The sequence below is a fragment of the Mesorhizobium delmotii genome, assembly GCF_900149755.1.
GTDB lineage: Bacteria > Pseudomonadota > Alphaproteobacteria > Rhizobiales > Rhizobiaceae > Mesorhizobium > Mesorhizobium delmotii.
Genome location: NZ_FUIG01000019.1, coordinates 60,909 through 86,220, shown reverse-complemented (window position 1 = coordinate 86,220; position 25,312 = coordinate 60,909). Strand labels below are relative to the sequence as shown.

The window sequence follows — 25,312 nt, the reverse complement described above, 5'->3', positions numbered from 1 at the left end:
TGGTTGCGGACAAGCCCGTCGGAAATGGCCTGATCCGCAACTGTTCGCTTAATGTAAGCCGTATGATTGCATCGGCATTTCATCTCGCGCTCAGGGTGGGAGCCGATCGGCCCCGCAAGTGTGCACTGCCTCGTCCATGAGTTCGGCGATGTCACCTGACTGCCGCTCGCCGACAATGTTGACGCCGATGCGTTCCGCCGACGCCAGCAGTTTGCAGTAAAGTATGGTGCGCCCGCAACTTTCATCTGCTGCGCGCTTCGCCCTGCGGACAGCAGACGGCGAAGCCTCCACGGCCGCGAAAATCTCGCGACGGCGGCTCGATTCCGGAACCGGCCCGCCATTTTGGGGAGGTGATCGGTGCGGATGCCTGGCGCCTTCTATCTCCTGACCGCATCGTTGCCATCGTCCTCTTTCAGCCGGCCGCGCCTCCCGACCCGCCGGATCAATGATGAACGATCCCTCTGCAGAATTGTCTCTTTTGAGCATGACGGTCTGCGCCGTCTTTACCGTGCTTCAGCCTTTGCCATGGGCTTGGGTCCTTCCCTGCAGCGCAGGCGGCGAAGTACTGTCAATCGACCGTGCACTAGTCTTCAAAACACGCACCGCCTCACTTCTCGCAGGGAAGGATGACGTCAACATCGATCCTGTGCTGCAAACGTCACAGCGGTACGACAAAAACGCAGAGATCTGGATAACGACGTCCTGCCGAACAACAAGCTCGACGAGAGTGCCGAGGTCTCAATCGTCCACGACTATGATCCCTACGGGATCGGGCCCACGCAAGCATATGTGCTTCAAATCCCGCCCATGCAGAGGTATTTCATTTCGACGTAGTCCTCGAGCCCGTGGCGGGAACCCTCCCGCCCGATACCGGACTGCTTCATGCCTCCGAAGGGTGCCGCTTGCGAGGACATGCGGCCGGTGTTGATGCCCACCATGCCGTATTCCAAGGGCTCGGCTACACGCTAGACACGCTTCAGGTTGGAGGCATAGAAGTAGGCGGCGGCGAGGCCGTAGATCGTGTCGTTGGCTTCATGCACGACCTAATCCGCATCTTCGAAGCGAATGATCGGCGCCAACGGCCCGAACGTCTCCTCCTGCGCCACAGTCATGTCTCGGGAAAGATCGGTGAGGACCGTTGGTTGGAAAAACGTCCCTTCTTTACCGATGCGATTGCAGTCCCGCTCGGCCAGTTGACGATACGGTGGCGCTTCGTCATTTTGCTCGCGCTGAACGACGTTTTTGGCGCTGACTTGCGCATCGACAGTGGGAAGCCTGCCGCAGCTCATCTGGTGCGGCGCTGGGCGTCACGCATCGGTTGGCCGACGAAGGTGTACAGATTCCTTTTCCAAACGGTTTAGATGCCGCCCATGCAGAGGTATTTCATCTCGAGGTAATCCTCGAGCCCGTGGCGGGAACCCTCGCGCCCGATGCCTGACTGTTTCATGCCGCCAAAGGGTGCGGCTTCGGAGGACATGCGTCCAGTATTGATGCCCACCATGCCATATTCCAGGGTTTCGGCCACACGCCAGACACGCTTCAGGTTCGAGGCATAGAAGTAGGCGGCAAGGCCGTAGATCGTGTCGTTTGCCTCATGGACGACCTGATCCGCGTCGTCGAAGCGAATGACCGGAGCCAGCGGCCCGAACGTCTCCTCCTGCGCCACAGTCATGTCTCGGGAAATATCGGTGAGGACCGTCGGTTGGAAAAAAGTCCCTTCTTTGCCGATGCGATCGCCACCGCATCGGACAATGCCGCCTTTCGCGACGGCATCGGCGATATGGGATTCGATCTTGGTCAGTGCACGCCTGTCGATCAGTGGTCCGATAGCTGCTCCTGGATCGAAGCCGTCACCGACGTGAAGCTGGCGAACCCGTTCCACGAACTTGTCGACGAATTCATCATGGACGCCTGACTGGACATAAAGCCGGTTCGCGGAAACGCAGGTCTGGCCGGCATTGCGGAACTTCGCCTGGATTGCACCGTCGACGGCCGCGCCGATATCGGCATCGTCGAAGACAATGAACGGTGCATTGCCGCCGAGCTCGAGGCTGACCTTTTTGACTTGGTCCGAGCACTGGCGCATCAGCAGCCGCCCGACCTCGGTCGAGCCGGTGAAACTGATCTTACGAACCTTGGGATTGGAGCAGAGTTCTCGCCCGACCGCATCACCTTCGGAAGCGTATATCAGGTTCACGACGCCCTCGGGAAATCCAGCCTTGTGGGCGAGGGCGAACATCGCACCTGCCACCAGCGGCGTCTGTTCGGCAGGCTTGAGCACGATCGTGCAGCCAGCGGCCAGGGCCGGCGAGATCTTGCGCGCCACCATCGACGCCGGGAAATTCCACGGCGTGATCGTGCCAACGACGCCGATCGGCTGTTTGATCACCAGCATGCGGCGGTCAGTCGACGGCGGGGAGATCGTCTCGCCATAGATGCGGTTGGCCTCTTCGGCGTACCATTGGAGATACGCGGCCGCATGGGAGACCTCCGACTTGGCTTCGGCAAGCGGCTTTCCCATCTCGGCGGTGAGGATCGCTGCAAGGTCGTCCGCATGATCGACGATCAGCTGATGCCAGCGCCAGAGCATGTCGCTGCGCTCGCGGGCGGTCAGCGCCGCCCATCCAGCCTGCGCCGCAAACGCCTTGTCGATCGCGGCACGCGTCTCCGTGACGCCCATGTCGGGAAGCTCTGCCAGCAATTCGCCAGTCGACGGGTTGAAGACCTCGAATGTCCGGTCGTTCACCGGCGTACCAAGGCACGGCAAGCAGTCGATGGCGCCGAACAGGTCGGGGAATTTCAGGTGGCGGATCAACGGCGGGCGCAGGGGCAATATTGTCTCCCTCCTCAAGGCGACGAAGCTGTACGGTTGGCGGGGTGTGGATTTCTAATCCGCACACGTGGCCTTCGCATAGGACCTCAAGAAGCAGGCGGGTAGACCCACTGCGATCATCGCTGGGCTGAAAGGTAGTTTCAATTCATCCGGCCGCTTGTTCATCATCCCAAGTGGCCGAAATCTCACTTTGACCAGCAAGGATGTTGAATACGAACTTCTTGGCGTTGCGCACGCTTTCTTCCAGGGACGCGCCCAGTGCAAGGAAGACGGCAATTGCGCTGGAGAGCATGCAACCGGTTCCCCGCATCTCGCCTGGCAGGCGCGGCGCCACAAATCGAAGGGGAAGTCGGTCCGGCTGCACCAGCAGGTCGACTGCCTCGTTGCCGCGGGCATGACCGCCCTTGACGAGGACGGCGGTCGAGACAGATCTCGATAGTTCCTGACCCTGGCGGCACGCAGATGCCTCATCGGGTGCGATCGCCGATCCGGTCAGCGCGGCCAATTCCGGCAAGTTCGGCGTGACAAGCCGGCAAAGCGGCATGAGATGGCCACGCAGCGCGGCGACAGCGTCTTGGACAATCAGCGGCCTGCCGGACGAGGAGGCGAAAACCGGGTCCAGCACCACCGGAATATCGGAGTGATCCCGCAGAACCGTCGCGGTTTCCGCGATTGCGCCGGTCGTGCCAAGCATCCCGATCTTGATTGCCTTCACGCTGTTGGCGGCAATCGCTGCCCGCATCTGGGCTGCGACCATGCCGGGCGGCATATGCTCGATCCACTCGACTGATTGGTGGGTCTGGGCGGTGACCGCTGTCACGGCGACGCACGACCTGAGGCCCAGCGCCGCGATCGTCTCGACGTCGCGCGTGATTCCGGCTCCGCCGCTGGAATCCGAGCCGGCGACAACCAGCACATGCCGCGTCATCGCCATTGGGCCGTCGCCGCCAGCCATTTGAGGACACGAACCTCGGGACGCGCGTTGCGGACGATGTCGGTCACGACCGCGGCGCTCTCAGCGCCCTGAGCGAAGACGGAGTTTGCGCGCTCGATGGTCAGCCCGCCGATGGCAACGAGCGGAAGGTCGCCGACGCGCTGCTTCCAGACAGCGATGCGGTCGAGCCCCTGCGGCGCCCATTTCATGGCTTTGAGTGTGGTGGGGTAGATCGGGCCGAGCGCGACATAATCCGGCTCGGCCGCAAGCGCGGTTTTGAGCTCGGTGTCGTCGTGGGTGCTGAGGCCCAGCCTGATGCCCGCCCGCCGGATCGCCTTCACATCGGCCCGTGCGAGATCCTCTTGGCCAAGATGGACGAAGTCGCAACCCTCCTCGATCGCGATGCGCCAGTAATCGTTGACGATGAGCTGGCAGCCGTGGCGTTCACATATCGCCATCGAAGAGCAGATCTGCTGGCGCAGCGAAAACTCGTCCTTGTCCTTGATGCGCAGTTGCACCAGCTTCACACCAAGCGGCACCAGACGTTCGATCCACGCGCAGGAATCGACGATCAGGTAAAACGGATCAAGTTTCATGAAAACGCTGCCATGCCGACGACGGGTGTGGAGGGAACGGCCATGTCGCGCGGCTCGAGCAGACCGGCGCAATATGCCTCGTGGCCTGCTTCCACCGCTTTGCCAAACGCCGCTCCCATGGCAACCGGATTGCCTGCCTTGGCGACGGCGGTGTTGAGGAGAACCGCGTCGAAGCCGAGTTCCATCACCAGCGCCGCATGCGATGGCCGGCCAAGGCCCGCATCCACGATCAGCGGGACATCCGGGAAATGGCCGCGCATCGAGCGGAGTGCGGTGACGTTTACCGGTCCGAGCGCCGAACCGATCGGCGCGCACCAAGGCATGAGCACCCTGCATCCGGCCTCCAGCAGCCGCTCGGCGACGACGAGATCGTCCGTGGTATAGGGAAATACGGCAAACCCGTCTTCGCACAGGATTCGCGCGGCCTCGACCAGGCCAAAGACGTCCGGCTGCAGCGTATCGTGATTGCCGATCACCTCGAGCTTGATCCAGTTCGTGCCGAAGACCTCGCGCGCCATCTTTGCGGTCGTGACAGCTTCCTTGACGGAGTGGCAACCGGCGGTGTTGGGCAGGACGTGCAGCCGCAGCGACTGGATGAGCGACCAGAATTTCTCCCCACCCCTGCCGCCGGCCATTTCGCGGCGCAATGAGACGGTCACCGCGGACGCGCAGGATGCCTTGACCGCATCGGCAAGAATGGCGGGCGAGGGGTACTGTGCGGTGCCGAGAAGCAGGCGCGACGGAAGCTTGGTTCCGTAAAGCTCGATCACGTTACTAACCTCCTTGCATGGGTGAGAGAATTTCGATCCGGTCGCCGTCCTTCAGCTGGAACAGCGCCCGCTCAGTCGCGTGCACAAGGTCGCTGTTCACGGCCGTTGCAAGCCAGTTGCCTTCGTAGTCAAGCGCCGCGAGAAGCTCCGCCAGGGTGGCGGCGGTGATCTCATGCGCTTTGCCGTTGACCGTCAGTTTCATCAGCAAGTTCCACCGGTTTGTCAGAATCGAAAACAAGGTCGGCCGCCCGGCGCGCCATGGCGGGGGCCAGAAGGAAACCGTGGCGGTAGAGCCCGTTGATCGCGACGGTCCTGCCATGCGCTTCGACGCGCGGCAGGTTGTCGGAAAATGCCGGGCGAATGCCGACCCCCGTCTCAACGATCGCGGCCTCGCCGAAGGCGGGATGAACCGAATAGGCGGCGTTCAGAAGTTCCATCATCGCCCGTGCCGTGACCGGCTCCGTGGACAGGCTCTCGACCATCGTTGCACCCGCCATGAAATGGTGGTCGGCGCGCGGCGCCAGATAGAGCGGCAAACGCGGGTGCAGCAGCCTGACCGGGCGCGACAGCGAGATGTCCGGTGTACGCAGGATCAGCATCTCGCCGCGAACGCCGCGAAGCCTTTCATCGCCGTACGCCATTCCCATGCAGTCGATCTCGCGGTCGAATCCCGTCACGTGCCGGGCGTCCACTCCGAAGCGGAACTCGACGCCGCTTCCGGCGAGTTTTTCATGCAGCGCCGCCATTGCACGGCGTGGGTCGAGATGGGCTTCGCCCGGGAAGAACAGCCCGCGACGGAAGCGGCCGGCGAGATCGGGTTCCAGGAGCGCGATTTCGTCTTCGTCGACCCGCCGATAACCCGACGTGCGGCTTGCAAACCGGTCGAGTTCGCCCGCATCCCGCGGCATTGCCAAAACGAGCGTTCCGGCCCGCGTGACATGATCCGGCAGGACCGCATCCCACCAGTCGGCGGCATCGCGTCCGAGATCCAGCACCGGCTGCTCGGCGCTTTCGCGCTCGCACCAGGGCGCCAGCATGCCGCCGGCCATCCATGATGCGTTGCCGCCAAGGCCATGCCGGGTCTCGGCAATGGTTACCGCAGCACCGCGGGCGGCGAGTTCGAAGGCGGCGGTGAGGCCGGCGACGCCGGCCCCTTTGACCAGCAGCCTCATGACGGCTCCGGCATCTTCGGCATGGGCGGTTCGCCGTCCACCGGCATGTAAAGATTGCCGCCCTCGCGGTACTTCGCGGCCATCGCCGCCATGCCCTCTTTCTGTGCCTCGGCCCGAATGTCGTGGGAGATGCGCATCGAGCAGAATTTCGGCCCGCACATCGAGCAAAAATGCGCCAGCTTGTGCGCCTCCTTGGGCAAGGTCTGGTCGTGGAAGGACCGCGCGGTTTCGGGGTCGAGCGACAGGTTGAACTGGTCTTCCCAGCGGAACTCGAATCGCGCGCGGGAAAGGGCATCATCCCTCACCTTCGCAGCCGGATGTCCCTTGGCGAGGTCGGCGGCGTGCGCGGCTATCTTGTAGGTGATGACGCCCGTCTTGACGTCGTTGCGGTCGGGGAGACCGAGATGCTCCTTGGGCGTGACATAGCAGAGCATCGCCGTGCCGTACCAGCCGATCATCGCCGCGCCGATGCCTGAGGTGATGTGGTCGTAGCCGGGTGCGATGTCGGTGGTCAGCGGCCCAAGCGTGTAGAACGGCGCCTCGCCGCAGACGGCGAGCTGCTTGTCCATGTTCTCCTTGATCTTGTGCATCGGCACGTGGCCGGGCCCCTCGATCATGACCTGGCAGTCCTTGGCCCAGGCGATCTTGGTCAGCTCGCCGAGCGTTTCTAGTTCGGCGAATTGCGCCGCGTCGTTAGCGTCGGCGATCGAGCCGGGACGAAGGCCGTCGCCTAGCGAGAAGGACACGTCGTAGGCTCTGGCAATGTCGCAGATTTCCTCGAAATACTCGTAGAGGAAGCTCTCGCGGTGATGATGCAGGCACCACTTGGCCATGATGGAGCCGCCGCGCGACACGATGCCGGTGACCCGGTCAACCGTCAGCGGGATGTAGTGCAGCCGCACGCCGGCATGGATCGTGAAATAGTCGACACCCTGCTCGGCCTGTTCGATCAGCGTGTCGCGGTAGATTTCCCAGGTCAGGTCCTCGGCGACGCCTCCGACCTTTTCGAGCGCCTGGTAGAGCGGCACGGTGCCGATCGGCACCGGCGAATTGCGTAGAATCCATTCGCGGATGTTGTGGATGTTGCGGCCAGTCGAAAGGTCCATGACGGTGTCGGCGCCCCAGCGGATCGCCCAGACCATTTTTTCAACCTCTTCGGCCATCGACGAGGTGACGGCGGAGTTGCCGATATTGGCGTTGATCTTCACCAGGAAATTGCGGCCGATGATCATCGGCTCGCTCTCGGGGTGGTTGATGTTGGCGGGAATGATGGCCCGCCCGCGTGCAATCTCGTCGCGTACGAATTCCGGCGTGACGAAGTCGGGGATCGCGGCGCCGAAGGCTTCGCCGTCGCGCAGCACGCTGCCGCGCAGGATCCCGCGGCCGAGATTCTCGCGGATGGCGACGAATTCCATTTCGGGTGTGATGATGCCGGCGCGAGCATAGGCGAGCTGGGTCACCGCCTTGCCCGCTTTGGCCTTGAGTGGTCGATTGCGGATGGGAAATTCCGGCGTCAGCCGTTCGCCTGATGCGAACCCGTTGTCCTCCGGCCTCACACCGCGGCCTTCCTGGAATTCGACATCGCCGCGCGCCTTGATCCATCCGTGCCGAATCCGGGCAAGGCCGTTCTCGATGTTCGTTTCAACCGTCGGATCGGTATAGGGGCCGGACGGATCATAGACGGTAACCGCCGGTTCGCCGGCCGTCGGATAAACGGCGATTTCCCGCATCGGCACCCTGATCTGCGGATGGATCGAGCCGGGTTTGTGGATTTTCCGCGAGGCGGGCAGTGGTCCCGTCGACACGGCGGGGGTGAGGGCATTCATCGTGAGGCTCCTTTGCTCATGCATTGGAGACCCAGTTCTGTGCCGGAAGGATGAAAAGACGCTTTGGTCTGCCTGCTTACAGGTTTTCGGGCGTAAACTCCCGCAAAGCGCTTGCACCGTCCCTACGCCAGTATGAACTGGATCAGGTTCAACGGGTCACTGCGCCGCGAAAGCCAGCAGTATCTCAGCCCCTTGCCGGGACTCCCCTGGTGAATGCTTGGAATTGAACGAGCCGGCACTGCTTTGTCAAGCGCCTTCGGCCAGTGGCGGTGATCGGCGGTCGAACAAACCCGAGGAAAACGCTCGCACATGTGTCGGCGACAAATCACGCTCCGGAGACCTGGCGACGGATCAACGGGACCTGCCAAACCGTCGGACTAAAGATCAATCCTTATGATGATCACGCCTCCAATCGGCACCAAAGGTTTGCGAGGAGATCGCCTCGATCCGCCCTGCCTGGTCAGCGCGGCGAATTCCTTTTCGCGGGCGTGTCGACAGGTTGGCCACAATACTGGTGAGGGAAACGGAAGAGCAGATCGATCAACCGCTCGGGCATGTCGATGAAGGCATCGACCTGTTGCCGGAATTGATCGTAGCGCTTCAGAAATGGTTTCGTCGGGAAGGTCGCGTTCGCGAGGCAGCATCCGCACCGGTCGCGCCAGCATTTCACAGCCGAAAAACCCGCCACTCTTGAGGGCAAGAGCGGCGGGCTTTTGCAGAGCTACTCGAACTGAATACGCGTTCCCACTCACATTGGCTGCGGATAATAAGGCGGCATTAACATGCAAAATTCACGCATCTAAATCGATCCGAATGCAAGATGAAGCGGGCTCGGAGGTTCCGGGCCGAAATCGCTGTCCCCGCCCAATCCATAAAGCGTCAGCTATCAGAAAATCCGCGCTTGACGCTACGTAAGGTCTCGTGTTTTTCGCTGTGCGGGGAACGACTTCCAGTCTCGGTCCAGGGCGACGAAAATGAGGGGCAGCAATGGTGGCTGGCGAACCAAACGACGTGCGCGTCAAACGCGCCGGTGGCGGATGGGTCGTTCATATTGTTGAGGACGGCAAACTGACAGTTCATCGGTTCAAGACACAGTCTCCCGCCGAGAATTTCGCCGAAGGCCAACGAGCCAGGCTCGGCCTTGCTGGCAGGCCACCGGATTTGGGAAGACGTTGGATGGCTGGTGAGCCTTTGGCGCCGGCGGGAGAAACACATCGCCGAAGGGCCATTTCAACGCTATTTGCGGCCGTTCGGCTGGCCATATTTACGATGATGGTTGGCACCGCTGCCGATGCGGAAGACGACTATGTGACCTGCCTCATCGACACGGCGGCAAAGATCATGAAAAGCCAGGTCGTCAAGGACCCGGCCGCGGCGCTGGAAAAAGCAGCAAGAATTTGCAAGCCGCCACGGCAAGTAACCTGAGACAGGGGTCAAACACGCAAATTCACATTAGAGCCACGCCGCTGTTGGCGCACCATGGAGACGCGGGACATTGCGCCATCTCACGAAAGCCCACGTTCCCGGAAGGCGCGGCGGGCCTCCTCCTTTCGAAGCTGGAGTGTCAGCAGCTCCGTGAGGTCCTCTCTTCGGCGCTGGGCGAGTTGCAACGAGGCGGAGAGGCTCTCACATATACGGCGCAAGTCACGCCCCGGAGACCAGGGCAGGAATGGCCAAAGCCTCATTCGCCTCGTCAAGAATGGAGAAACTGTAACGGCCATCGGCGTCAAGATCGACGGAGTAGCTCAGGCGGTCGAGTATGTGGTTATCCTGGTCGAACGTAACGATCCGCGGCTTCAGAGAGGTGATATGCGCTTCGTCCAGATAAATGGAGTTGCAGACAATGATCTGGTCGTCGGGCTGGCAAGTGCGGGCGGCTGCTCCGTTTAGAATACAGCATCGTGAGCCGCGCTCGCCGAGGATGACATAGGTCGAAATCCGCGCACCGGAATTCTTGTTCCATATCTCCACGAATTCCATGGGCAGGATTCCTGCTTCTTCACAGTGGTCAGGGTCGAGCGTTATCGAACCATGGTAATTGAGGTTCGCTTCGGTGACGTAGATGCCGTGCAGCTTGCCGGCGACTATTTTTCGCATTGGTCCGTTTCCTATCGATCATGCGTGACTAATCATGCCGCCCCTAGGAGCGGCCAATTATTCGGTTAAACTCCGACGACGAGGGCGCCGCCGCTGAGACCGGCACCCGCTGCCGCCAGAAGGATCTTTTCGCCCGGCCGAAACGGCTCCGATTGGTGGGCGAGCGACAGGGAGAGCGGGATCGTCGCGGCGGAAGAGTTGCCGTAGTCGGCGATTGTCTTGACGATTGAGCGATCGGCAATGCCGAGGCTTCGCCCGACCGCGTCGAAAATGCGCGCATTGGCCTGATGTGGCACGAACCGACCGATATCCTGCGGCTGCATTCGGGCAGCAGTGAGCGCGTCCTGCGAGCAGGCGGTCATCATCTCCACAGCCTTGCTGAATACTTCGCGGCCATCGGTCATCGTCATGCGGGTTTGCCCGAGATCCAGGCCACTTTGGAACGGGACGTTGCTTCCGCCGGCGGGAATCTGGATCAGTCCGTAGCGCGAACCGTCCGAATCGACTGATGCACCGAGAATGCCCTGATAGGCGTCCTCGCACGGACCAATCACCAGGGCACCGGCGGCATCGGCAAAAAGGACCGAGCTTGCGCGCTCGGCTGGATTGATGCGGCGGCTGAGGATGTTGGCGGCTATGACAAGGCTCGCTTTTCCGTGCAGGCGGGTGAACCCGTCGGCGAACATCAGCGCATAGATGAAGCCAGCGCAGGCGCCGGTCAGATCGACAGCGCCGGCGCGGCTCAGTCCCAGCCGGTATGCGACCAGCGGCGCACTGGGCGGCAGGAGGTGATCGGGCGTCGAAGTGGCGAGCAACAGCAGCCCGATGTCGCTGCGCTCGATGCCGGCATTCGCCAACGCCATGTCGCCGGCAGAGGAGGCAAGGCCCGACAGCGTATCTTCGTCCGTTGCCCAGAAGCGCGAGCGAATTCCCGTTCGCCGCTCGATCCAGCCGGGTTCGAGCCCGAGATTGTTTTCGATTTCCGGGTTCTCCACTTTGCGCCCAGGCGCATGATGGCCAAACCCGAGAATGCGCGACGATCTGCTCATGGCCTCGAACCGAAGCGTTCGCCGGCTTCCTCGATTGCGTCATGGAGCCGGTCGAGCTCATCGCCGGTTATGCAATAGGGCGGGAGAAGATAGAGGACATTGCCGAGCGGACGCACAAGCAGGCCGCGCTCGAGGAAAAAAGCGCGCAGCTTCGGCCCGATCTCGGCCAGATAGCCGGCTGAGCCGGCGCGCAGATCGAGCGCCGCTATCGTGCCGGTCGCCCGGCTGTCTGTGAAGTTGGGATTGTCGCGAAAGCGTCGAAGCCCAGCGGCCTGCATCGCGCTCAAGGCCGCGATCCGTTCGGCCACCGGCTCGTCACGCCAGATCTCGACATTGGCAAGTGCTGCCGCGCAGGCAATCGGATTGGCGGTATAGGAACTCGAGTGAAAGAAGGTCTTCCTCCGGTCCGTCGAATAGTGGGCCTGAAAGATGGCTTCGGTGGCAAGCGTTGCGGCCAGTGGGATCGCGCCACCGGTCAGGCCCTTCGAGGTGCACAGGATGTCGGGAGAAATGGACGCCTGCTCGCAGGCGAACATCGTTCCGGTGCGTCCCCAGCCGGTCATCACCTCGTCGGCGATCAGCAGCGTGCCGGAGGCCTCGGCGATCCTCTTCAATTCGGCCAGAACCCAGGCCGGATACATCAGCATGCCGCCGGCGCCGAGCACCAGCGGCTCGACGATCAGGGCGGCGGCGCGCCGGTCGCGGCTCACCGCTTCGAATCGATCCAGTGTGCCCTGCTCGCGCCCGGCGGCCGGAAAGGGAATGGTGTCGACCTCGAACAGCAAAGGCTCGTAGGCGGCGTTGAACACACCGCGGGCGCCGACGCTCATCGTGCCGATGGTGTCGCCATGATAGCTGTGCTCCATGACGACGATGCGCGAACGCGGTGCCCCGAGGTTGCGGAAATAGCCGAGCGCCATCTTCAGTGCGACTTCAACGCAGGTCGAGCCGCTGTCGGAATAAAACACCCAGTCGAGTCCGAAGGGAGCGAGGCTGACAAGCGCCCTGGCCAGGCGTTCCGCCGGCTCGTGCGTGAAACCTGCGAAGATGATCTGGTCAAGCGCCGACGCGGTCGTCTCTATCGCCTTCATGATGCGGGGATGGCGGTGCCCGTGGGTGACCACCCACCAGGAGGAAATCGCGTCCAGGATACGCGCGCCGTCGGCCTTGTGCAGATAGGCGCCTTCCGTCAGCACGATTTCAGGGATCGCCGGCTCGACCGCGTGCTGGGTAAAGGGATGCCAGACAGCCGAGCGGTTCATGCGCGGACCTCATCGAACGCCGCCATGTTGAAATAGGTTGTCATGGCCCACCCCAGCGTCATCGGCGTCAGCGGGTCGAGCAAGGGGAGGCGGCCGAGCACGCGCACGTCGCCCATCCCCGCGATCGTGCACTCCGTGTCAGGCATTGCCTCGCCGATAAAGGCCACGCCGAGCAACGGGATGTCACGGCGGCGCAGCGCCTCGATCGACAGCAGCGTGTGGTTGATCGTGCCGAGGGAGGTGCGCGCGCAAAGCACCACCGGCGCCTGCCAGCGGGCGAAGACGTCGATGAACAGGGTCTTGCGGGTGAGCGGCACCATCAGGCCGCCGGCACCCTCTACGATTAAGGGACATTCGACCGCGGGCAGGACGAGGCGGTCGGGGTCGATCGTTACGCCTTCAAGTTCGGCGGCACGATGCGGCGACAGCGGTTTCAACAGGCGCCAGGCTTCCGGCAGGATCCGCTCGGGCGGCACTCCGCCGAGGCGGGCGACCGCCTGGCTGTCGGTTTCGCCGTCAAGTCCCGACTGCACGGGTTTCCAGTAGGCGCCGCCCAGCAGTCCGGCGAGACCGGCCGCGACAACTGTCTTGCCGATGCCGGTATCGGTGCCCGTGACGACGAAGGTTCTGCTCATGCCTTGATGCGCTCCCATTCTTCGGCCAGCGCGTCGATCATGTCGACGATATCGGCCTCGCCGACATTGAGCGTCAGCGAGATCCGCAGCCGTGCCGTGCCCTCGGGCACGGTCGGCGGACGAATGCCGCGCACGTCGAAACCGCGTCCCTGCAGTGCAGAAGCCAGCGCCATGGTGCGCCTGACGTCGCCGACAAAGACGGGGAGGATCTGTGAGCCACTCGATTCAAGACCGCAACGCGCGTCGAGCGCTTCGCTGGTGAAGGCGACGAGGCCGGCCAGCCGCTCCCTGCGCCTGGGTTCGTCGCGCAGGATATCCAGCGCCTCGGATGCCGCCACTGCCATCAGCGGGGAGGGGGCCGTCGCATAGATGAAGGGTCGGCAACGGTTGACGAGGTAGTCGCGGATGACGGCCGGTCCGGTCACCAGCGCGCCGGAGGCACCGAGCGCCTTGCCGCAGGTGTGGAGCACCACGACATTGTCGCGGCCCTCGAAATCATGGGCGAGACCGCGCCCGTCCGGGCCATAAACTCCCGTGGCGTGCGCCTCGTCGATGAACAGGAACGCCTCGTGGCGGTCGGCGACCGCGATCAGCTCGGCGAGCGGGGCCCGGTCGCCATCCATGCTGTAAAGGCTCTCTACCACGATCCAGGCACGCCCGGCGCCGCCTCGTGCGCGCCAGCTCCGGATCGCATCGCCCACCGCATCCGCGTCGTTGTGCGCGGCTTCCGTCACTTCGGCACGACCGGCTCGCGCCCCCTCATGCGCGCTGGCATGGATGAGTTCGTCCAGCACGATCAGATCGCCCTTCTGCGGCAAGGTCGTCAGCACCGCGAAATTGGCGACATAACCGCTGCCGAAATAGAGCGCGCGCCCGGCACCGAAGAAGGCGGCCGCTTGTGCCTCGAGCGTCTCATGCTCAGGCGTGTTGCCGCGCAACAGCCGCGAGCCGGTAGCACCAACGGGCGTGCCATTGGCGAGAGCTCTGGCAACCGCATCCGCCAGCCGCTTCGATCGCGCGAGCCCGAGATAGTCGTTTGAGGCGAAGTCGAGACCCTCGCGCGCACTTAGGCTCCGCAACTGGTTCCTGCGGGCCAGCCCGCGCAGGCTCGTCTCGTAGCGCTCGAGCACGGCAGGTCCTCTCACTGTGCTTCGCGGTCCATCGGCTTGATTCCGAGCCGGCTGAACAGTGCACAGTCCTTGTCCTCTTGCGGGTTTTCGGCGGTCAGCAAGGTATCGCCGACGAAGATCGAGTTCGCGCCCGCGAAAAAGCACAACGCCTGCATCTCGTCGCTCATCGCCGTCCTGCCGGCGGAGAGCCTGACATAGGACTTCGGCATCATGATGCGGGCGAGCGCTATTGCGCGGACGAACTCGATCGGATCGATGGGTTCGGACTGCCCAAGCGGCGTGCCCCCGATCGGGATCAGCATGTTGATCGGCACGCTTTCCGGCGGCTCGGGCAGGTTGGCGAGTGTGACCAGCATGTCGATGCGGTCGGCCTTTTCCTCGCCCATGCCGATGATGCCGCCGCAGCAGACCTTCATGCCGGCCTCGCGGATATGGCCAAGCGTTTCCAGCCGGTCCGCGAAGGTGCGGGTGGAGATGATCTCGCCGTAATAGCGCTCGGAGGTGTCGATGTTGTGGTTGTAGTAGTCGAGGCCGGCCTGTTTGAGCCGCTGCGCCTGGCCAGGATCGAGCATGCCGAGCGTCATGCAGGTCTCCATGCCGAGCGCCTTCACGCCCTCGATCATGGCGACGATCGCGTCCATGTCACGCTCCTTCGGGCCTCGCCAGGCGGCACCCATGCAATAGCGCGTGGCGCCCGCGTCCCGCGCCTTCCTGGCCTCGGCGACGACGCGTCCAACCTCCATCAGCTTCGAGGCCTTGAGCCCCGACGGGTAGTGCGCCGACTGGCTGCAATAGCCGCAATCCTCGGGGCAGCCGCCGGTCTTGATCGAGAGCAGCCGCGACAGCTGCACCCGGTTTTGATCGAAATACGCGCGATGGACCGCCTGGGCTCGGAAGAGCAGGTCGTTGAACGGCAGGTCGTGGATAGCCTCGGCCGCTTCCCGGTTCCATCGGGGCAGTTCTCCGCCAGTCGGTTCCATGGCCGGCTTCACGTCGGGTTCCACGTTCATTCCAGTCGTCATCGTCAAAAGCCTCTGTTGCTGGTTCGCTGAGCGCGTGCAGAGCCTGGTTGGCTATGAGCTGCCGACCAGCGCTGGTACCGGCAGGGTCGCGCCGGCCTCGTCGAGGATAGAAAAGCTGTAGCCTCCGTGGTCATTGCGCTCCACAGAATAGGTCAGCCGCCCGATGACGTGATTGTTCCTGTTGAAGGTCAAAACCCGCGGTCTGATCCTGGTCAGCTGCGGCCTCCTCCACATAGACCGAATTGCAGATGATGAGCGGATCCCCGGGCTGGCAGGTGCGGGCCGCGGCGCCATTGAGGATGCAACAGCGCGATCCGCGCTCGCCTGGGATGACATAGGTCGAGATGCGCGCGCCCGAATTCTTGTTCCAGATCTCGACGAATTCCATCGGCAGGAGGCCTGCCGCCTCGCAATGGTCGGGGTCGAGCGTGATCGAGCCATGGTAGTCGAGATTGGCCTCGGTGACGTGGATGCCATGCAGCTTGCCGGCGACGATCTTGCGCATCCCATTTCTCCAGAACCAATGTCAGTTCAAGTGCGTGCAGATGTTCCCGTCGACCGGCATGTCCAGGCCGATGTCGAGAATCGGCGCGCTGTGTGTTAGCCAGCCGACCGAGATGAGGTCGACGCCGGTCGCCGCAATCGCCGGAGCCATTTTCGGCGTGACGCGGCCGGAAGCCTCGGTGATGGCGCGCCCATCCACCATCTGCACGGCGCGCGTCAGCTCCTCGAGCGACATGTTGTCGAGCAGAACCGCGTCGACCCCCACCCTGAGGGCGACTTCGAGCTGTTCCAGCGTGTCGACCTCGACCTCGATCTTGACCATGTGACCGGCGGCGGCGCGCGCCCGCCCGACCGCGGTGCGGATGTCGCCGGCGATCGCGATGTGGTTGTCCTTGATCAAAACGGCGTCGTCGAGCCCGAAGCGGTGATTGGCGCCGCCGCCGACGCGCACGGCGTATTTTTCCAGCGCGCGCAGGCCGGGCGTCGTCTTTCGCGTGCACACGATTTTTGCCTTGTGGCCGCGCACTGCGTCGACGATCGCCGCTGTGGCCGTCGCAATGCCGCTCAGACGACTGAGGAAGTTCAGCGCCGTGCGCTCGGCGGTCAGCAGGCCCCGCGCCAGCCCGCACACCGTCGCGATAGTCTCGCCCGCAGCGATATCGCTGCCGTCCGGGCGCCGGATGTGCACGTCGGTCGCCGGATCGACGAGCAGGAAGGCCAACGCCACCACATCAAGCCCGGCAACGACACCCGGGTGCCGCGCCTTGAGCACCAACGTGGTCGTGCAATCACATGGAATCACCGCGTCGCTGGTCAGATCGCCGCATCTGCCCAAATCTTCGAGAAGGGCAGTCCGCACAATCGGTTCGATGACGATCGCTGGAAGAGGCGCGAATGATTTCATGTCACGTGACTCCGTGTCGGGGCCCGCCAGCCGAGCGCGACCGCGGCCTGGATTGCCGTGCGCAGTGTCAGCCGTGACGGGCTTGCGTCTGCATCGCGCCCGGGGAAATCGGACCGGTAATGTGAACCACGGCTCTCTTCACGCCGCAGGGCCGCGATGGCGATCATCAGTGCGACCACAGCCGAATCGGACGCAGCCTCGTTGTCAGCGGCGATCGACAGCAGCGCCGCCGCGGCCTTGCGCAGCGTCTCGCCTTCGCGAATGATGCCGAGTGCGTGGGAGACGACCGGGCGTATGCACGAAGGGTCCGGCCGAGGGGGCACGAGTGCGGGGAACAAGCGCCGGCGGCAGTCCGGCGATGCGCCGGCGACGCTTTCAGCGACCCAGGCGGCTGTTACCACCGCTTCGGTGAGCGAGTTGCTGGCGAGCCGGTTGGCGCCGTGCAGTCCGGTACATGCAACCTCGCCGCAGGCCCACAAGCCATTGAGGGAACTGCGGCCCGCCGCGTCCACCGCCACGCCGCCCATGTGATAGTGTGCCGCCGGCCGCACCGGGATAGGCTCGGTGGCGGGGTCGATCCCTGCCTCCCGGCAGAGCTGGGCTATTGCCGGGAAGCGCTTGCCCAAGCTCGGGCCGAGACATTTGCTGGCATCCAGAAACACGCTACGTCCGGCGGCGATCTGATGCCAAACCACTCGTGCGACCACGTCGCGCGGAGCGAGCTCGCCGCCGGGCGTGTCGGCGAGGAACCGTTCTCCTCGCTCGTTGATGAGCACGGCGCCTTCCCCGCGCACAGCTTCGCTGATGAGCGGCATCGGTCGCAGCGGGCTGTCGAGCGCGGTGGGGTGGAACTGCACGAACTCCAGATCAGCAAGCTCCGCCCCGGCACAGGCGGCGAGCGCGAGGCCGTGCCCAAATGAACCGAGAGGGTTCGTCGTATCGCAAAACAGGCCACCGATGCCGCCCGTCGCCAGCACCACGCGTGAGGTGGAGATTGTGACCACATCTGTGCCGCCGACCGCCAGTACCCCGACGACCGCACCGTCTTCGACGATCAGGCGGCGCGCCTCCATGTTTTCAAGGATAGTGATCGAGGCCGTGCGCCGCACGGCTGCGATGAGTGCGCGGACCAGCTCACGCCCCGTGGCGTCGCCGGCGGCATGCACAATTCGACGGCAGGAGTGGGCTGCCTCAAGCCCGAGCCGCAATGCGCCGTCAGGCCCGCGGTCGAAGGCGACGCCGAAGCGCTCGAGGTCCTCGATCGCCTTGGGTGCTGCTTCGACCATCCGCCTTACAGCCGCTTGGTCGCAGAGGCCGTCGCCGGCCGCCAACGTATCGCTCAGATGAAGCTCCCGACTATCGTCGCAGCCGAGGCTTGCCGCCAGACCACCCTGGGCGAACTTGCTGCAGCCTCCGGTTCCAAGCGGCGTACTGGAAAGCAGGACAACCGGCTCCGGCGCCAGATGAAGCGCCGTCATCAACCCGGCAATGCCGGCGCCGACGATGAGTGGCGCCCCGCCGATGTCCATGATCGTTGGGGTCATATGGCGAGCATGCGCTCCACAGCCCGGCGGGCCCGGTCCGCGACTTGCGGGTCGATCGTCACGAGGTGGCGGTTTTGCTCCAGTGCTGCACGTATGTTGGCAAGCGTGATGCGCTTCATGTGCGGGCACAGATTGCACGGGCGGATGAAATCCACCTCGGGATGCACGACCGCGACATTGTCGCTCATCGAGCACTCGGTCATCAACACGACGCGCGCGGGCTTTTCGCGCCCCACATAGTCGGACATGGCGGCGGTCGAGCCGGAGAAATCCGCCTCCGCGACGACTTCCGGCGGACATTCCGGGTGGGCGAGCACGGTGACGCCGGGATGCGCCTCACGCAGCTCGTGTATGTCGGCTGGTGTAAAACGCTCATGAACCTCGCAATGGCCCTTCCAGGCGATGATCTCGACATCGGTCTCGGCGGCGACGTTTTTTGCCAGATACTCGTCGGGCAGCATGATGACGCGCGGCACGCCGAGCGATTCGACCACCGTCCTGGCATTGCCCGAGGTGCAGCAGATGTCGGATTCGGCCTTTACGGCGGCGGAGGTGTTGACGTAGGTGATGATCGGAACGCCCAGATAGCGCTGGCGCATCAGGCGCACGTCCGCGGCAGTGATGGACTCTGCGAGCGAGCAGCCAGCCTCCAAGTCCGGGATCAGCACGGTCTTGTCCGGGTTGAGCAGCTTTGCCGTCTCGGCCATGAAATGCACGCCGGCAAGCACGATGACATCAGCGTCGACCGTCATCGCCTTGCGGGCCAGCGCCAGGCTGTCGCCGACTATGTCGGCGACGCAATGGAAGATTTCGGGCGTCTGGTAGTTATGCGCCAGGATGACGGCGTTGCGCTTGCGCTTCAGTGCCAGGATGGCGTCGATGTCGTCGCTGAACGCCGGCCATTCGATCGGCGGGATTACCCTGCGCACGCGCTCGTAGAGATAGGCGGCCGAAGGCGGCGCGGCGGTCATTGACGGCTCCGATTATACTCAATGAGAATATAAGCGGCATATTCTTGATATGAGTATAAGAGTCAACCCCGAGCCAGCGGCAATTTTGCCCCGGCAACTTCCCCCTCTTCCAGCACGGCGTGGCGGAAGCGATAAAGCTTCGCCGGGCGGCCACCTGTTTCTGTGGCCGTATCGCCCGTCTCTTCCACCAACTCGTGTTGCTCGATGAGGCGGCGGAAGTTGGACTTGTGGATCAGCCTGCCGGCGAGCGCCTCCACGGTTCGCTGCAGTTGAAGGAGGGTAAAGGCCGGCGGCATCAGTTCGAACACGACCGGCCGGTATTTGATCTTGGAGCGTAGCCGCGCGATGCCAGTGGCGAGGATGCGACGATGGTCGGCGACCATGGACTTGCCGCGAACCGGCGGGGGGAGGACCGAACCGCGCATCGCCTCTTCAACCAGGGCTGCTTCGTAAAGCAGCTCGTAGCGCTTGAGGGCGAGGTCCTCGTTCCATGGGCGGTCGTCGAAGCCGAAGGCGATCGCCGCCCGCCGCCGGCGCTCGAGGCGCGTCGCACCGTCGTCCGCGCCATCCGCCCATTCGATCAGGCGAGGCCGCAGGACGTCGGACACCATCGGCGGCGTTCCGGCACGGTGGTCCTCCCATGGAAAGTAGTCGTACCAGCTTTGCCAACAGGACCTGGACGGTGCCGCTGCATGTTCCTTGCGGGTGAGTGCGAGATAGCTGATGGAGATGACGCGCTGCTCAAGTTCGGTGCCGGCCCGGTCCCGATCGGCGAAGGTGTAGAGCTGCTCGATGTAGCCCAGCGGGTGGCCGGTCTGCTCCTCGACCCATGCCCTCAGACCGGACTGCAGCGATCGGTGCTCCAGCGCAAGCGGACCCGAGGGCAAGGTGTCCGCCTGTCCGATGGTCAGCACACAGGGCTCATTGTCGCTCAGCGCAACGACAACCGCGGTCAGGTCGACCTTGACTGTGTCGGCCTTTCCTCCGGGCCTGTCTTTTCTGATCCTTTTTGCGCGATCGTCCATGGTCCCTGAAGTGCTTGGGCCGCGAAAGTAGCTGAACCGATTGAATTTTGTTCTCACCAATAACGGTCGGCACGTCAACTCACGCGCCTGGCAAATTAGTTCTTCGCACCTGCACAAAAATATGCCAAACGCGACACAAGCGGTCGGTAACGCTGGGGAAGGAGATGTCGTGAGCGCAACGGGACAAGCCAGGGCTCTTACGCCACCGGCGATTTCCGCGCGCAAGGGCAAGACGCCGCTTGTCTGCCTGACGGCCTATACGACCCCGGTCGCCCGGCTGGTCGATCCGCACTGCGACGTCGTGCTGGTCGGCGACAGCGTCGGCATGGTTCTCCACGGCTTGCCTTCGACGCTCGGCGTGACGCTCGAGATGATGATCATGCACGGCCAGGCCGTGCGCCGCGGGCTCGAACGCGCACTGATGGTCGTCGACATGCCGTTCGGCTCGTATGAGGAAAGCTCTGAGCAGGCTTTTCGCAATGCCGCGCGCGTCATGGCCGAGACCGGCTCAGCGGCCGTAAAGCTCGAGGGCGGCGAGGCGATGGCCGAGACGATCCGTTTCCTCACGGGCCGGGGCGTGCCCGTCATGGCCCATGTCGGGTTGACGCCGCAGGCGGTCAACGCCTTCGGCGGCTATCGCGTGCAGGGCAGGGGGGAGGATGCCGAGCGCATCAGGCGCGAGGCCCTGGCGGTTGCCGAGGCGGGTGCTTTCGCGGTCGTGCTCGAAAAGGTGCCCGAGCCGCTCGCCCGCCGCATCACGGAAGAGGTAGCGATTCCGACCATCGGCATCGGCGCCTCGCCAGCCTGCGACGGCCAGATTCTCGTCGTCGACGACATGCTGGGCCTGTTCGGTGACTTCCGGCCAAAGTTCGTCAAGCGCTATGCCGAACTGGGGAACGCCGCGTCGGCCGCGATCGCGGCCTATGCGCGTGAAGTGAGGGAGGGCCGCTTTCCGGCTGCCGAGCATGTCTTCGGCGATAAACCGAAAACCGTCAGTGGAGGTGAAGCCGCATGAGCATTCCGATCGTCCGCACCGTTGCCGAACTGCGCAAGGCAGTAGCAGAATGGCGCAAGCAGGATTTGAAGGTCGCCGTCGTGCCGACCATGGGCGCCCTGCATGAGGGCCATCTCAGCCTCGTCCGTGCGGCGCTCGACCGCGCCGACCGGGTGATCGTCACGCTCTTCGTCAACCCGAAGCAGTTTAACAGCGCCGCCGACCTCGCCGCTTATCCGCGCACCGAGCACGAAGACGCCGCCAAGCTCGCGCCGCTTGGCGCGCACATGCTCTACGCTCCATTTGCGTCCGAGATGTATCCCGAAGGCTTTGCCACCACCGTCTCGGTGGCAGGGGTGAGCGAGGGTTTGTGCGGGGCCTATCGCCCCGGCCATTTCGACGGGGTGGCGACGGTCGTCGCCAAGCTCTTCCTGCAGACGGGCGCCGATCTCGCTTTCTTCGGGGAGAAAGATTTCCAGCAGTTGCATGTGGTGCGACGGATAGCCCGCGACCTCGACATTCCGATCGAGATCGTCGCCTGCCCGACCGTGCGCGAAGAGGACAGCCTGGCGATGTCGTCGCGCAACGTGCGCTTGTCGGCGTCGGAGCGGCAGGTCGCGCCGCGGCTTGCAGCGATCCTTTCGATGCGGCCGAGCGCATCGCCGGGGGCGCGCCGGTCGACGTGACGCTCGACGAGGCGCGCTCGGCTATTGCCGCGGCAGGCTATGCCCGGATCGAGTATCTCGAGCTGCGGGCCGAGGAGGACCTGGCACCGATGCACAGGTTAGACAGGCCCGGACGCTTGCTCGTGGCTGCCTGGCTTGGCGAGACGCGGCTGATCGACAATGTCGGGGTGCCCTCACGGCCAGGAGCCATCTGGACCCAGAGGGGTGAAACTGACACTTGGTACCCTGTGACCACTGCCGCTATCCCAGACCGCGTCGGCCCAACAATTCGATGCTCGTCGCCTGATCAGCGCATCCCGGCAACGCTCTTCACGCTCACATTCGGATTTGCAACCGCTGAAGTCATGGCTTCTGCTATCCGATGATCGGCAATCAATGCCGAAATCTCGCCTGCCGGCTTCGGCCTGCTGATCAGGTAGCCCTGGACTTCCGTGCAGCCTTCCGCGCGCAGATGCTCGAGTTGATCGACGGTTTCCACGCCCTCGGCGGTGGTGGAAATCCCAAGGCTGACGCCAAGTCCGGTAATGGCCCGTATGATCGCCTTGGCTTCTGGGCGCGCGGAAAGCTCGCGCACGAAGGACTGATCGATCTTGATCTTGTCGAAGGGGAATTTGTGCAGATAGCCGAGCGACGAGTAGCCCGTACCAAAATCGTCCATTGAGATCCGCACGCCAAGGCTTTTGAATTGGTACAGCGTGGCAAGGTTGTCGTCATTGTCCTGCAACAGAACGGATTCGGTTATCTCCAACTCAAGGCGGCTCGCATCCATGCCGGACGATGCCAGCGCGCTTACGACGGTGGGCACGAGATTCCGGCTTTGAAACTGCGCCGGCGAAAGATTCACCGCCACATGCATGGATTGCGGCCATGTTGCGGCCTGCTGGCAGGCCTGACGCAGCACCCACTCGCCGATCTGGACGATGAGGCCGATCTCCTCCGCCAGGGGAATGAACTCGGCCGGCGGAACCATGCCCCGTTCAGGGTGGCGCCAGCGCAGCAGCGCCTCGAAGCCGCTGATCGCGTTCGACCGGACATTAACCAGTGGCTGATAGAACAGCTCGAACTCGCCGCTGGCGAGCGCCTTGCGCAGATCGAGCTCGAGCAAACGGCGCGCCTGCAACCGCGCATCCATCTCATGTTCAAAAAAGCGAAAGGTATTGCGACCGTCCGCCTTCGCCCGGTAGAGCGCCATGTCGGCATTCTTCAACAGAATATCCGGTTCGAAGCCGTTTTCCGGCGCCACGGCAACGCCGATGCTGGCGCCGATCACCACCTGGTGTCCGTCGATTTCGTAAGGCTTGCTCAGAGCTTCAATAAGACGAACCGCAAAGCCGCTGGCGTCGGTGGGATCGGCGATAGAGGTCCCGATCACAGCGAACTCGTCGCCGCCGAGACGGGCGGCGACATCGGTTTCGCGCAGGCTATCCTGAAGGCGCTTGGCCACTGTCTGAAGCAACTTGTCGCCGACAGGATGCCCAAGCGTATCGTTCACGCTCTTGAAATGGTCGAGGTCGAGGCAGAGCACCGCAAGGGCCTCGCCGTTCCGCCTTGCGCGAACCAGCGCCTCGTCCAGGCGCTCGCGGAATAGGACCCGGTTCGGAAGGTTCGTGAGCGCGTCATGATGCGCCATATGGACGATGCGCGCTTCCGCCTTGCGCTGTTCCGTTACGTCGATCACCGCGGCAAGTATTGCCCGGCGTCCTTCGATGGTGAGCTCCCGCATATAAGGGTACACATCTATTTTGGCGCCGTTCGCCTTCAAATGATGCCACACTTGACCTGGCTGATAGGCATCGGCCACGTCTTCGAGCACGCGGCGAGCGGCATCCCGCTCGCCGGCTGGCCTGATATCGAACACCGACATCCCAAGAAACTGCTCTCGGCTATAGCCGTAGTGCTGCACCGCTGCGTCATTGACCTGCAGAAATCGGGAGGTAGCGGCATCGAACAACCACATCGGCACCGGATTGCCTTCGAACAGCAACCGAAACGATTCCTCCCTGGCCTTGATGTCGCCAATGTCGGTCAGCGTGATTGAAAGCAGATCACCGATCGGCACAACGCCCACCCTGAAATGGCGCGGCCCGCCATCGGTCGGATAGGTCGTCTCGACGGATTTTCGCGTGCCAGTGGACAGCGCGTCCGACAAATGCTCTCTGATCCCGAATTGTTCAGACCACAGATTGGTCTCGGTCAGCCGCTTCCACTGCAGCGCTTGGCGTGGCAGGCTCATCAATCGCGTGGCACCGTCGTTCAAGGCAATGATCTGGAAATCGACCGGCTCCCCTTTGGTGTCGCGAATCGCCGCAAGCGCCAGCATCCCCTCATCGGTCGACGCGAAGATGGTATCGACGAGGCTGTAGCGGGACGCACGTTCCTTGACGCAGACGAGGAGAATTGGCCGGCCCCATCGGCTTGCCAGCGGTAGCGCAGTGATGTCGAAAGTTGCCACCGCGCCATCGATCACCTTGTGCGATACAGATCGCGCCGGCGCTAGCTGGCGCAATGCTGGCTCGATGACGCCCGTCAGCGCAAGGGCGCAGTCCGGCTGGAATTCGCGCAGCCGTTGGCGCTTGGCTGTGACGCCGAGCCATTTCTGGAAGATTTCGCCGATTCTGATAATTTCGAAACTGTCGTCCTCGTCCTGTCGGACAACGGCGATATTCTCGTTCATCCGGCCGAGGCCGTCGAGCGCGACTTCCTCATAAGCTGGCAGTGCCTCGCCGACCTTGAGCGCGGACCGCCAGCGGCGAAGCAGAAGCTCCATTTCGATTGCTTCGATTGATCCGAAAGACGCTTCATGACCGGGAGATTGCGCGGAAACAACTGCCATGAACCTGGCCTTTCGCAAAAGTGTCAGGCCCGACGTATCGGAATTGCGGCCCCGTCGGCCGCTTCTTTATCAGCGCCGTTGCTAATGAAAGCTAAATTGTGAAGCGGCACACTTGTCTGCAACGCCGCCATGTTCGTTGACGACAGTCTCTTTCCAGCCCATGCGGGTCTTTGCCCAGAAGATGCGGGCCGTCGCCTGTCGCCTTCTTGAAAAGGCTTTGCGCCACCGCCGAGTTTGCCTTGAGGTGACCGAGATCCGGCTCGGAGCGGTAGTGCTTGCGCAGCGTCTTCGGGTCGACGCCGATCAACCGGGCGATGCCGAGTTCGGGAATGCCATAGCCGGCCAACGCTTCAACCTGTCGACGGAAGGCGGGATCGGCTTGGTGAGATGGTCGCGCGTCAAATTGTGTCCGCGCGGCGCTCAGCGCCTGTTGCCGCGGTTCAGTTGACCCCGGCGACGACAAACAGGACTGAAGGCTGACACAATGCTTCTGCCCGGGCCTGGTGCGGTGACTCGTCGAATTCG

General features: G+C 63.3%; 22 protein-coding genes, 3 pseudogenes and 1 riboswitch. Of the genes and pseudogenes, 4 read left to right on the top strand and 21 right to left on the bottom strand.

What is annotated here, in order from left to right:
- Positions 1-794: 794 nt before the first annotated feature.
- The 8 genes and pseudogenes from BQ8482_RS11290 to thiC all read right to left on the bottom strand — a co-directional run.
- Positions 795-1,175 (bottom strand): annotated as a pseudogene (locus BQ8482_RS11290) (aldehyde dehydrogenase family protein); the annotation flags it as partial.
- A gap of 182 nt (positions 1,176-1,357) precedes the next feature.
- The gene (locus BQ8482_RS11285) at positions 1,358-2,833 is read right to left on the bottom strand and encodes an NAD-dependent succinate-semialdehyde dehydrogenase (RefSeq protein ID WP_123147693.1); all 1,476 of its coding nucleotides are present in this window, start codon (positions 2,831-2,833) and stop codon (positions 1,358-1,360) included.
- A 145-nt stretch (positions 2,834-2,978) separates the two neighbouring features.
- Entirely contained in the window at positions 2,979-3,767 is a 789-nt protein-coding gene (locus BQ8482_RS11280; RefSeq protein ID WP_123147812.1) for a hydroxymethylpyrimidine/phosphomethylpyrimidine kinase, read from the bottom strand.
- Positions 3,758-4,363 (bottom strand): thiamine phosphate synthase, encoded by a 606-nt coding sequence (locus BQ8482_RS11275; RefSeq protein WP_123147692.1) that lies wholly within the window; start codon positions 4,361-4,363, stop codon positions 3,758-3,760. Before BQ8482_RS11275 ends, BQ8482_RS11280 begins: the two co-directional genes overlap by 10 nt.
- Positions 4,360-5,133, bottom strand: a complete 774-nt coding sequence (locus BQ8482_RS11270) for a thiazole synthase (protein WP_123147691.1) — start codon at positions 5,131-5,133, stop codon at positions 4,360-4,362. The genes BQ8482_RS11275 and BQ8482_RS11270 overlap by 4 nt, the downstream gene beginning before the upstream one ends.
- A 4-nt stretch (positions 5,134-5,137) precedes the next feature.
- Positions 5,138-5,335, bottom strand: coding sequence for a sulfur carrier protein ThiS (gene thiS / locus BQ8482_RS11265; RefSeq protein ID WP_123147690.1), 198 nt, complete (start codon positions 5,333-5,335; stop codon positions 5,138-5,140).
- The gene (thiO, locus tag BQ8482_RS11260; protein WP_123147689.1) at positions 5,304-6,305 is read right to left on the bottom strand and encodes a glycine oxidase ThiO; all 1,002 of its coding nucleotides are present in this window, start codon (positions 6,303-6,305) and stop codon (positions 5,304-5,306) included. Before thiO ends, thiS begins: the two co-directional genes overlap by 32 nt.
- Complete coding sequence (gene thiC, locus BQ8482_RS11255; protein ID WP_123147811.1) at positions 6,302-8,131, bottom strand: phosphomethylpyrimidine synthase ThiC; 1,830 nt, start codon at positions 8,129-8,131, stop codon at positions 6,302-6,304. Before thiC ends, thiO begins: the two co-directional genes overlap by 4 nt.
- A gap of 101 nt (positions 8,132-8,232) precedes the next feature.
- Positions 8,233-8,349: riboswitch (TPP riboswitch) on the bottom strand.
- Positions 8,350-9,118: 769 nt separating this feature from the next.
- Between thiC and BQ8482_RS39145 the strand changes: the two genes are divergently transcribed.
- The gene (locus tag BQ8482_RS39145; protein ID WP_244602745.1) at positions 9,119-9,556 is read left to right on the top strand and encodes a hypothetical protein; all 438 of its coding nucleotides are present in this window, start codon (positions 9,119-9,121) and stop codon (positions 9,554-9,556) included.
- A 219-nt stretch (positions 9,557-9,775) separates the two neighbouring features.
- Here BQ8482_RS39145 and panD (BQ8482_RS11240) read toward each other — a convergent pair whose 3' ends face one another.
- From panD (BQ8482_RS11240) to BQ8482_RS11190, 11 genes and pseudogenes are all read right to left on the bottom strand, one after another.
- Positions 9,776-10,228 carry an aspartate 1-decarboxylase gene (gene panD / locus BQ8482_RS11240; RefSeq protein WP_123147687.1) on the bottom strand — a complete coding sequence of 151 codons (453 nt, stop codon included), beginning with the start codon at positions 10,226-10,228 and terminating at the stop codon, positions 9,776-9,778.
- A gap of 65 nt (positions 10,229-10,293) precedes the next feature.
- Positions 10,294-11,277: a beta-ketoacyl-ACP synthase III gene (locus BQ8482_RS11235; RefSeq protein ID WP_123147686.1), complete on the bottom strand. Its 984-nt coding sequence runs from the start codon at positions 11,275-11,277 to the stop codon at positions 10,294-10,296.
- Positions 11,274-12,539 carry an adenosylmethionine--8-amino-7-oxononanoate transaminase gene (locus BQ8482_RS11230; RefSeq protein WP_123147685.1) on the bottom strand — a complete coding sequence of 422 codons (1,266 nt, stop codon included), beginning with the start codon at positions 12,537-12,539 and terminating at the stop codon, positions 11,274-11,276. Before BQ8482_RS11230 ends, BQ8482_RS11235 begins: the two co-directional genes overlap by 4 nt.
- Positions 12,536-13,174 (bottom strand): dethiobiotin synthase, encoded by a 639-nt coding sequence (bioD, locus tag BQ8482_RS11225; RefSeq protein ID WP_123147684.1) that lies wholly within the window; start codon positions 13,172-13,174, stop codon positions 12,536-12,538. The genes BQ8482_RS11230 and bioD overlap by 4 nt, the downstream gene beginning before the upstream one ends.
- Entirely contained in the window at positions 13,171-14,304 is a 1,134-nt protein-coding gene (locus BQ8482_RS11220) for an 8-amino-7-oxononanoate synthase (RefSeq protein WP_244602744.1), read from the bottom strand. Before BQ8482_RS11220 ends, bioD begins: the two co-directional genes overlap by 4 nt.
- Positions 14,305-14,315: 11 nt before the next feature.
- The gene (bioB, locus tag BQ8482_RS11215) at positions 14,316-15,284 is read right to left on the bottom strand and encodes a biotin synthase BioB (RefSeq protein WP_244602753.1); all 969 of its coding nucleotides are present in this window, start codon (positions 15,282-15,284) and stop codon (positions 14,316-14,318) included.
- A gap of 93 nt (positions 15,285-15,377) precedes the next feature.
- Positions 15,378-15,831 (bottom strand): annotated as a pseudogene (panD, locus tag BQ8482_RS11210) (aspartate 1-decarboxylase).
- Between the two features lie 21 nt (positions 15,832-15,852).
- Entirely contained in the window at positions 15,853-16,734 is an 882-nt protein-coding gene (gene nadC, locus BQ8482_RS11205; protein WP_123147681.1) for a carboxylating nicotinate-nucleotide diphosphorylase, read from the bottom strand.
- Positions 16,731-18,278 carry an L-aspartate oxidase gene (locus BQ8482_RS11200; protein ID WP_123147680.1) on the bottom strand — a complete coding sequence of 516 codons (1,548 nt, stop codon included), beginning with the start codon at positions 18,276-18,278 and terminating at the stop codon, positions 16,731-16,733. The genes nadC and BQ8482_RS11200 overlap by 4 nt, the downstream gene beginning before the upstream one ends.
- A complete protein-coding gene (gene nadA, locus BQ8482_RS11195) occupies positions 18,275-19,249 on the bottom strand; it encodes a quinolinate synthase NadA (protein ID WP_123147679.1) in 975 nt (324 codons plus the stop codon). Before nadA ends, BQ8482_RS11200 begins: the two co-directional genes overlap by 4 nt.
- Before the next feature lie 62 nt (positions 19,250-19,311).
- Positions 19,312-20,274, bottom strand: a complete 963-nt coding sequence (locus tag BQ8482_RS11190; protein ID WP_123147678.1) for an NUDIX hydrolase — start codon at positions 20,272-20,274, stop codon at positions 19,312-19,314.
- Positions 20,275-20,443: 169 nt separating this feature from the next.
- Between BQ8482_RS11190 and panB the strand changes: the two genes are divergently transcribed.
- Entirely contained in the window at positions 20,444-21,289 is an 846-nt protein-coding gene (panB, locus tag BQ8482_RS11185) for a 3-methyl-2-oxobutanoate hydroxymethyltransferase (RefSeq protein ID WP_123147677.1), read from the top strand.
- Positions 21,286-22,124, top strand: a pseudogene (gene panC / locus BQ8482_RS11180) (pantoate--beta-alanine ligase); the annotation flags it as partial. The gene panB and the pseudogene panC, both read left to right, overlap by 4 nt.
- 116 nt (positions 22,125-22,240) lie before the next feature.
- Here panC and BQ8482_RS11175 read toward each other — a convergent pair.
- A complete protein-coding gene (locus tag BQ8482_RS11175; RefSeq protein ID WP_342210943.1) occupies positions 22,241-24,187 on the bottom strand; it encodes a putative bifunctional diguanylate cyclase/phosphodiesterase in 1,947 nt (648 codons plus the stop codon).
- Positions 24,188-24,520: 333 nt separating this feature from the next.
- Between BQ8482_RS11175 and BQ8482_RS40315 the strand changes: the two genes are divergently transcribed.
- Entirely contained in the window at positions 24,521-24,739 is a 219-nt protein-coding gene (locus tag BQ8482_RS40315; RefSeq protein WP_244602742.1) for a hypothetical protein, read from the top strand.
- Between the two features lie 139 nt (positions 24,740-24,878).
- Here BQ8482_RS40315 and BQ8482_RS11170 read toward each other — a convergent pair whose 3' ends face one another.
- Positions 24,879-25,133 carry a hypothetical protein gene (locus tag BQ8482_RS11170; protein ID WP_208867631.1) on the bottom strand — a complete coding sequence of 85 codons (255 nt, stop codon included), beginning with the start codon at positions 25,131-25,133 and terminating at the stop codon, positions 24,879-24,881.
- Positions 25,134-25,312: the final 179 nt, after the last annotated feature.

Excerpts from the sequence above, each read along its gene's own strand:
- BQ8482_RS11280 (WP_123147812.1), bottom strand. The coding sequence starts at position 3,767 with ATGGCGATGACGCGGCATGTGCTGGTTGTCGCCGGCTCGGATTCCAGC.
- BQ8482_RS11275 (WP_123147692.1), bottom strand. The coding sequence starts at position 4,363 with ATGAAACTTGATCCGTTTTACCTGATCGTCGATTCCTGCGCGTGGATC.
- thiS (WP_123147690.1), bottom strand. The coding sequence starts at position 5,335 with ATGAAACTGACGGTCAACGGCAAAGCGCATGAGATCACCGCCGCCACC.
- thiO (WP_123147689.1), bottom strand. The coding sequence starts at position 6,305 with ATGAGGCTGCTGGTCAAAGGGGCCGGCGTCGCCGGCCTCACCGCCGCC.
- thiC (WP_123147811.1), bottom strand. The coding sequence starts at position 8,131 with ATGAATGCCCTCACCCCCGCCGTGTCGACGGGACCACTGCCCGCCTCG.
- BQ8482_RS39145 (WP_244602745.1), top strand. The coding sequence starts at position 9,119 with ATGGTGGCTGGCGAACCAAACGACGTGCGCGTCAAACGCGCCGGTGGC.
- panD (WP_123147687.1), bottom strand. The coding sequence starts at position 10,228 with ATGCGAAAAATAGTCGCCGGCAAGCTGCACGGCATCTACGTCACCGAA.
- BQ8482_RS11235 (WP_123147686.1), bottom strand. The coding sequence starts at position 11,277 with ATGAGCAGATCGTCGCGCATTCTCGGGTTTGGCCATCATGCGCCTGGG.
- BQ8482_RS11230 (WP_123147685.1), bottom strand. The coding sequence starts at position 12,539 with ATGAACCGCTCGGCTGTCTGGCATCCCTTTACCCAGCACGCGGTCGAG.
- bioD (WP_123147684.1), bottom strand. The coding sequence starts at position 13,174 with ATGAGCAGAACCTTCGTCGTCACGGGCACCGATACCGGCATCGGCAAG.
- bioB (WP_244602753.1), bottom strand. The coding sequence starts at position 15,284 with ATGGAACCGACTGGCGGAGAACTGCCCCGATGGAACCGGGAAGCGGCC.
- nadC (WP_123147681.1), bottom strand. The coding sequence starts at position 16,734 with ATGAAATCATTCGCGCCTCTTCCAGCGATCGTCATCGAACCGATTGTG.
- BQ8482_RS11200 (WP_123147680.1), bottom strand. The coding sequence starts at position 18,278 with ATGACCCCAACGATCATGGACATCGGCGGGGCGCCACTCATCGTCGGC.
- nadA (WP_123147679.1), bottom strand. The coding sequence starts at position 19,249 with ATGACCGCCGCGCCGCCTTCGGCCGCCTATCTCTACGAGCGCGTGCGC.
- BQ8482_RS11190 (WP_123147678.1), bottom strand. The coding sequence starts at position 20,274 with ATGGACGATCGCGCAAAAAGGATCAGAAAAGACAGGCCCGGAGGAAAG.
- BQ8482_RS11175 (WP_342210943.1), bottom strand. The coding sequence starts at position 24,187 with ATGAGCCTGCCACGCCAAGCGCTGCAGTGGAAGCGGCTGACCGAGACC.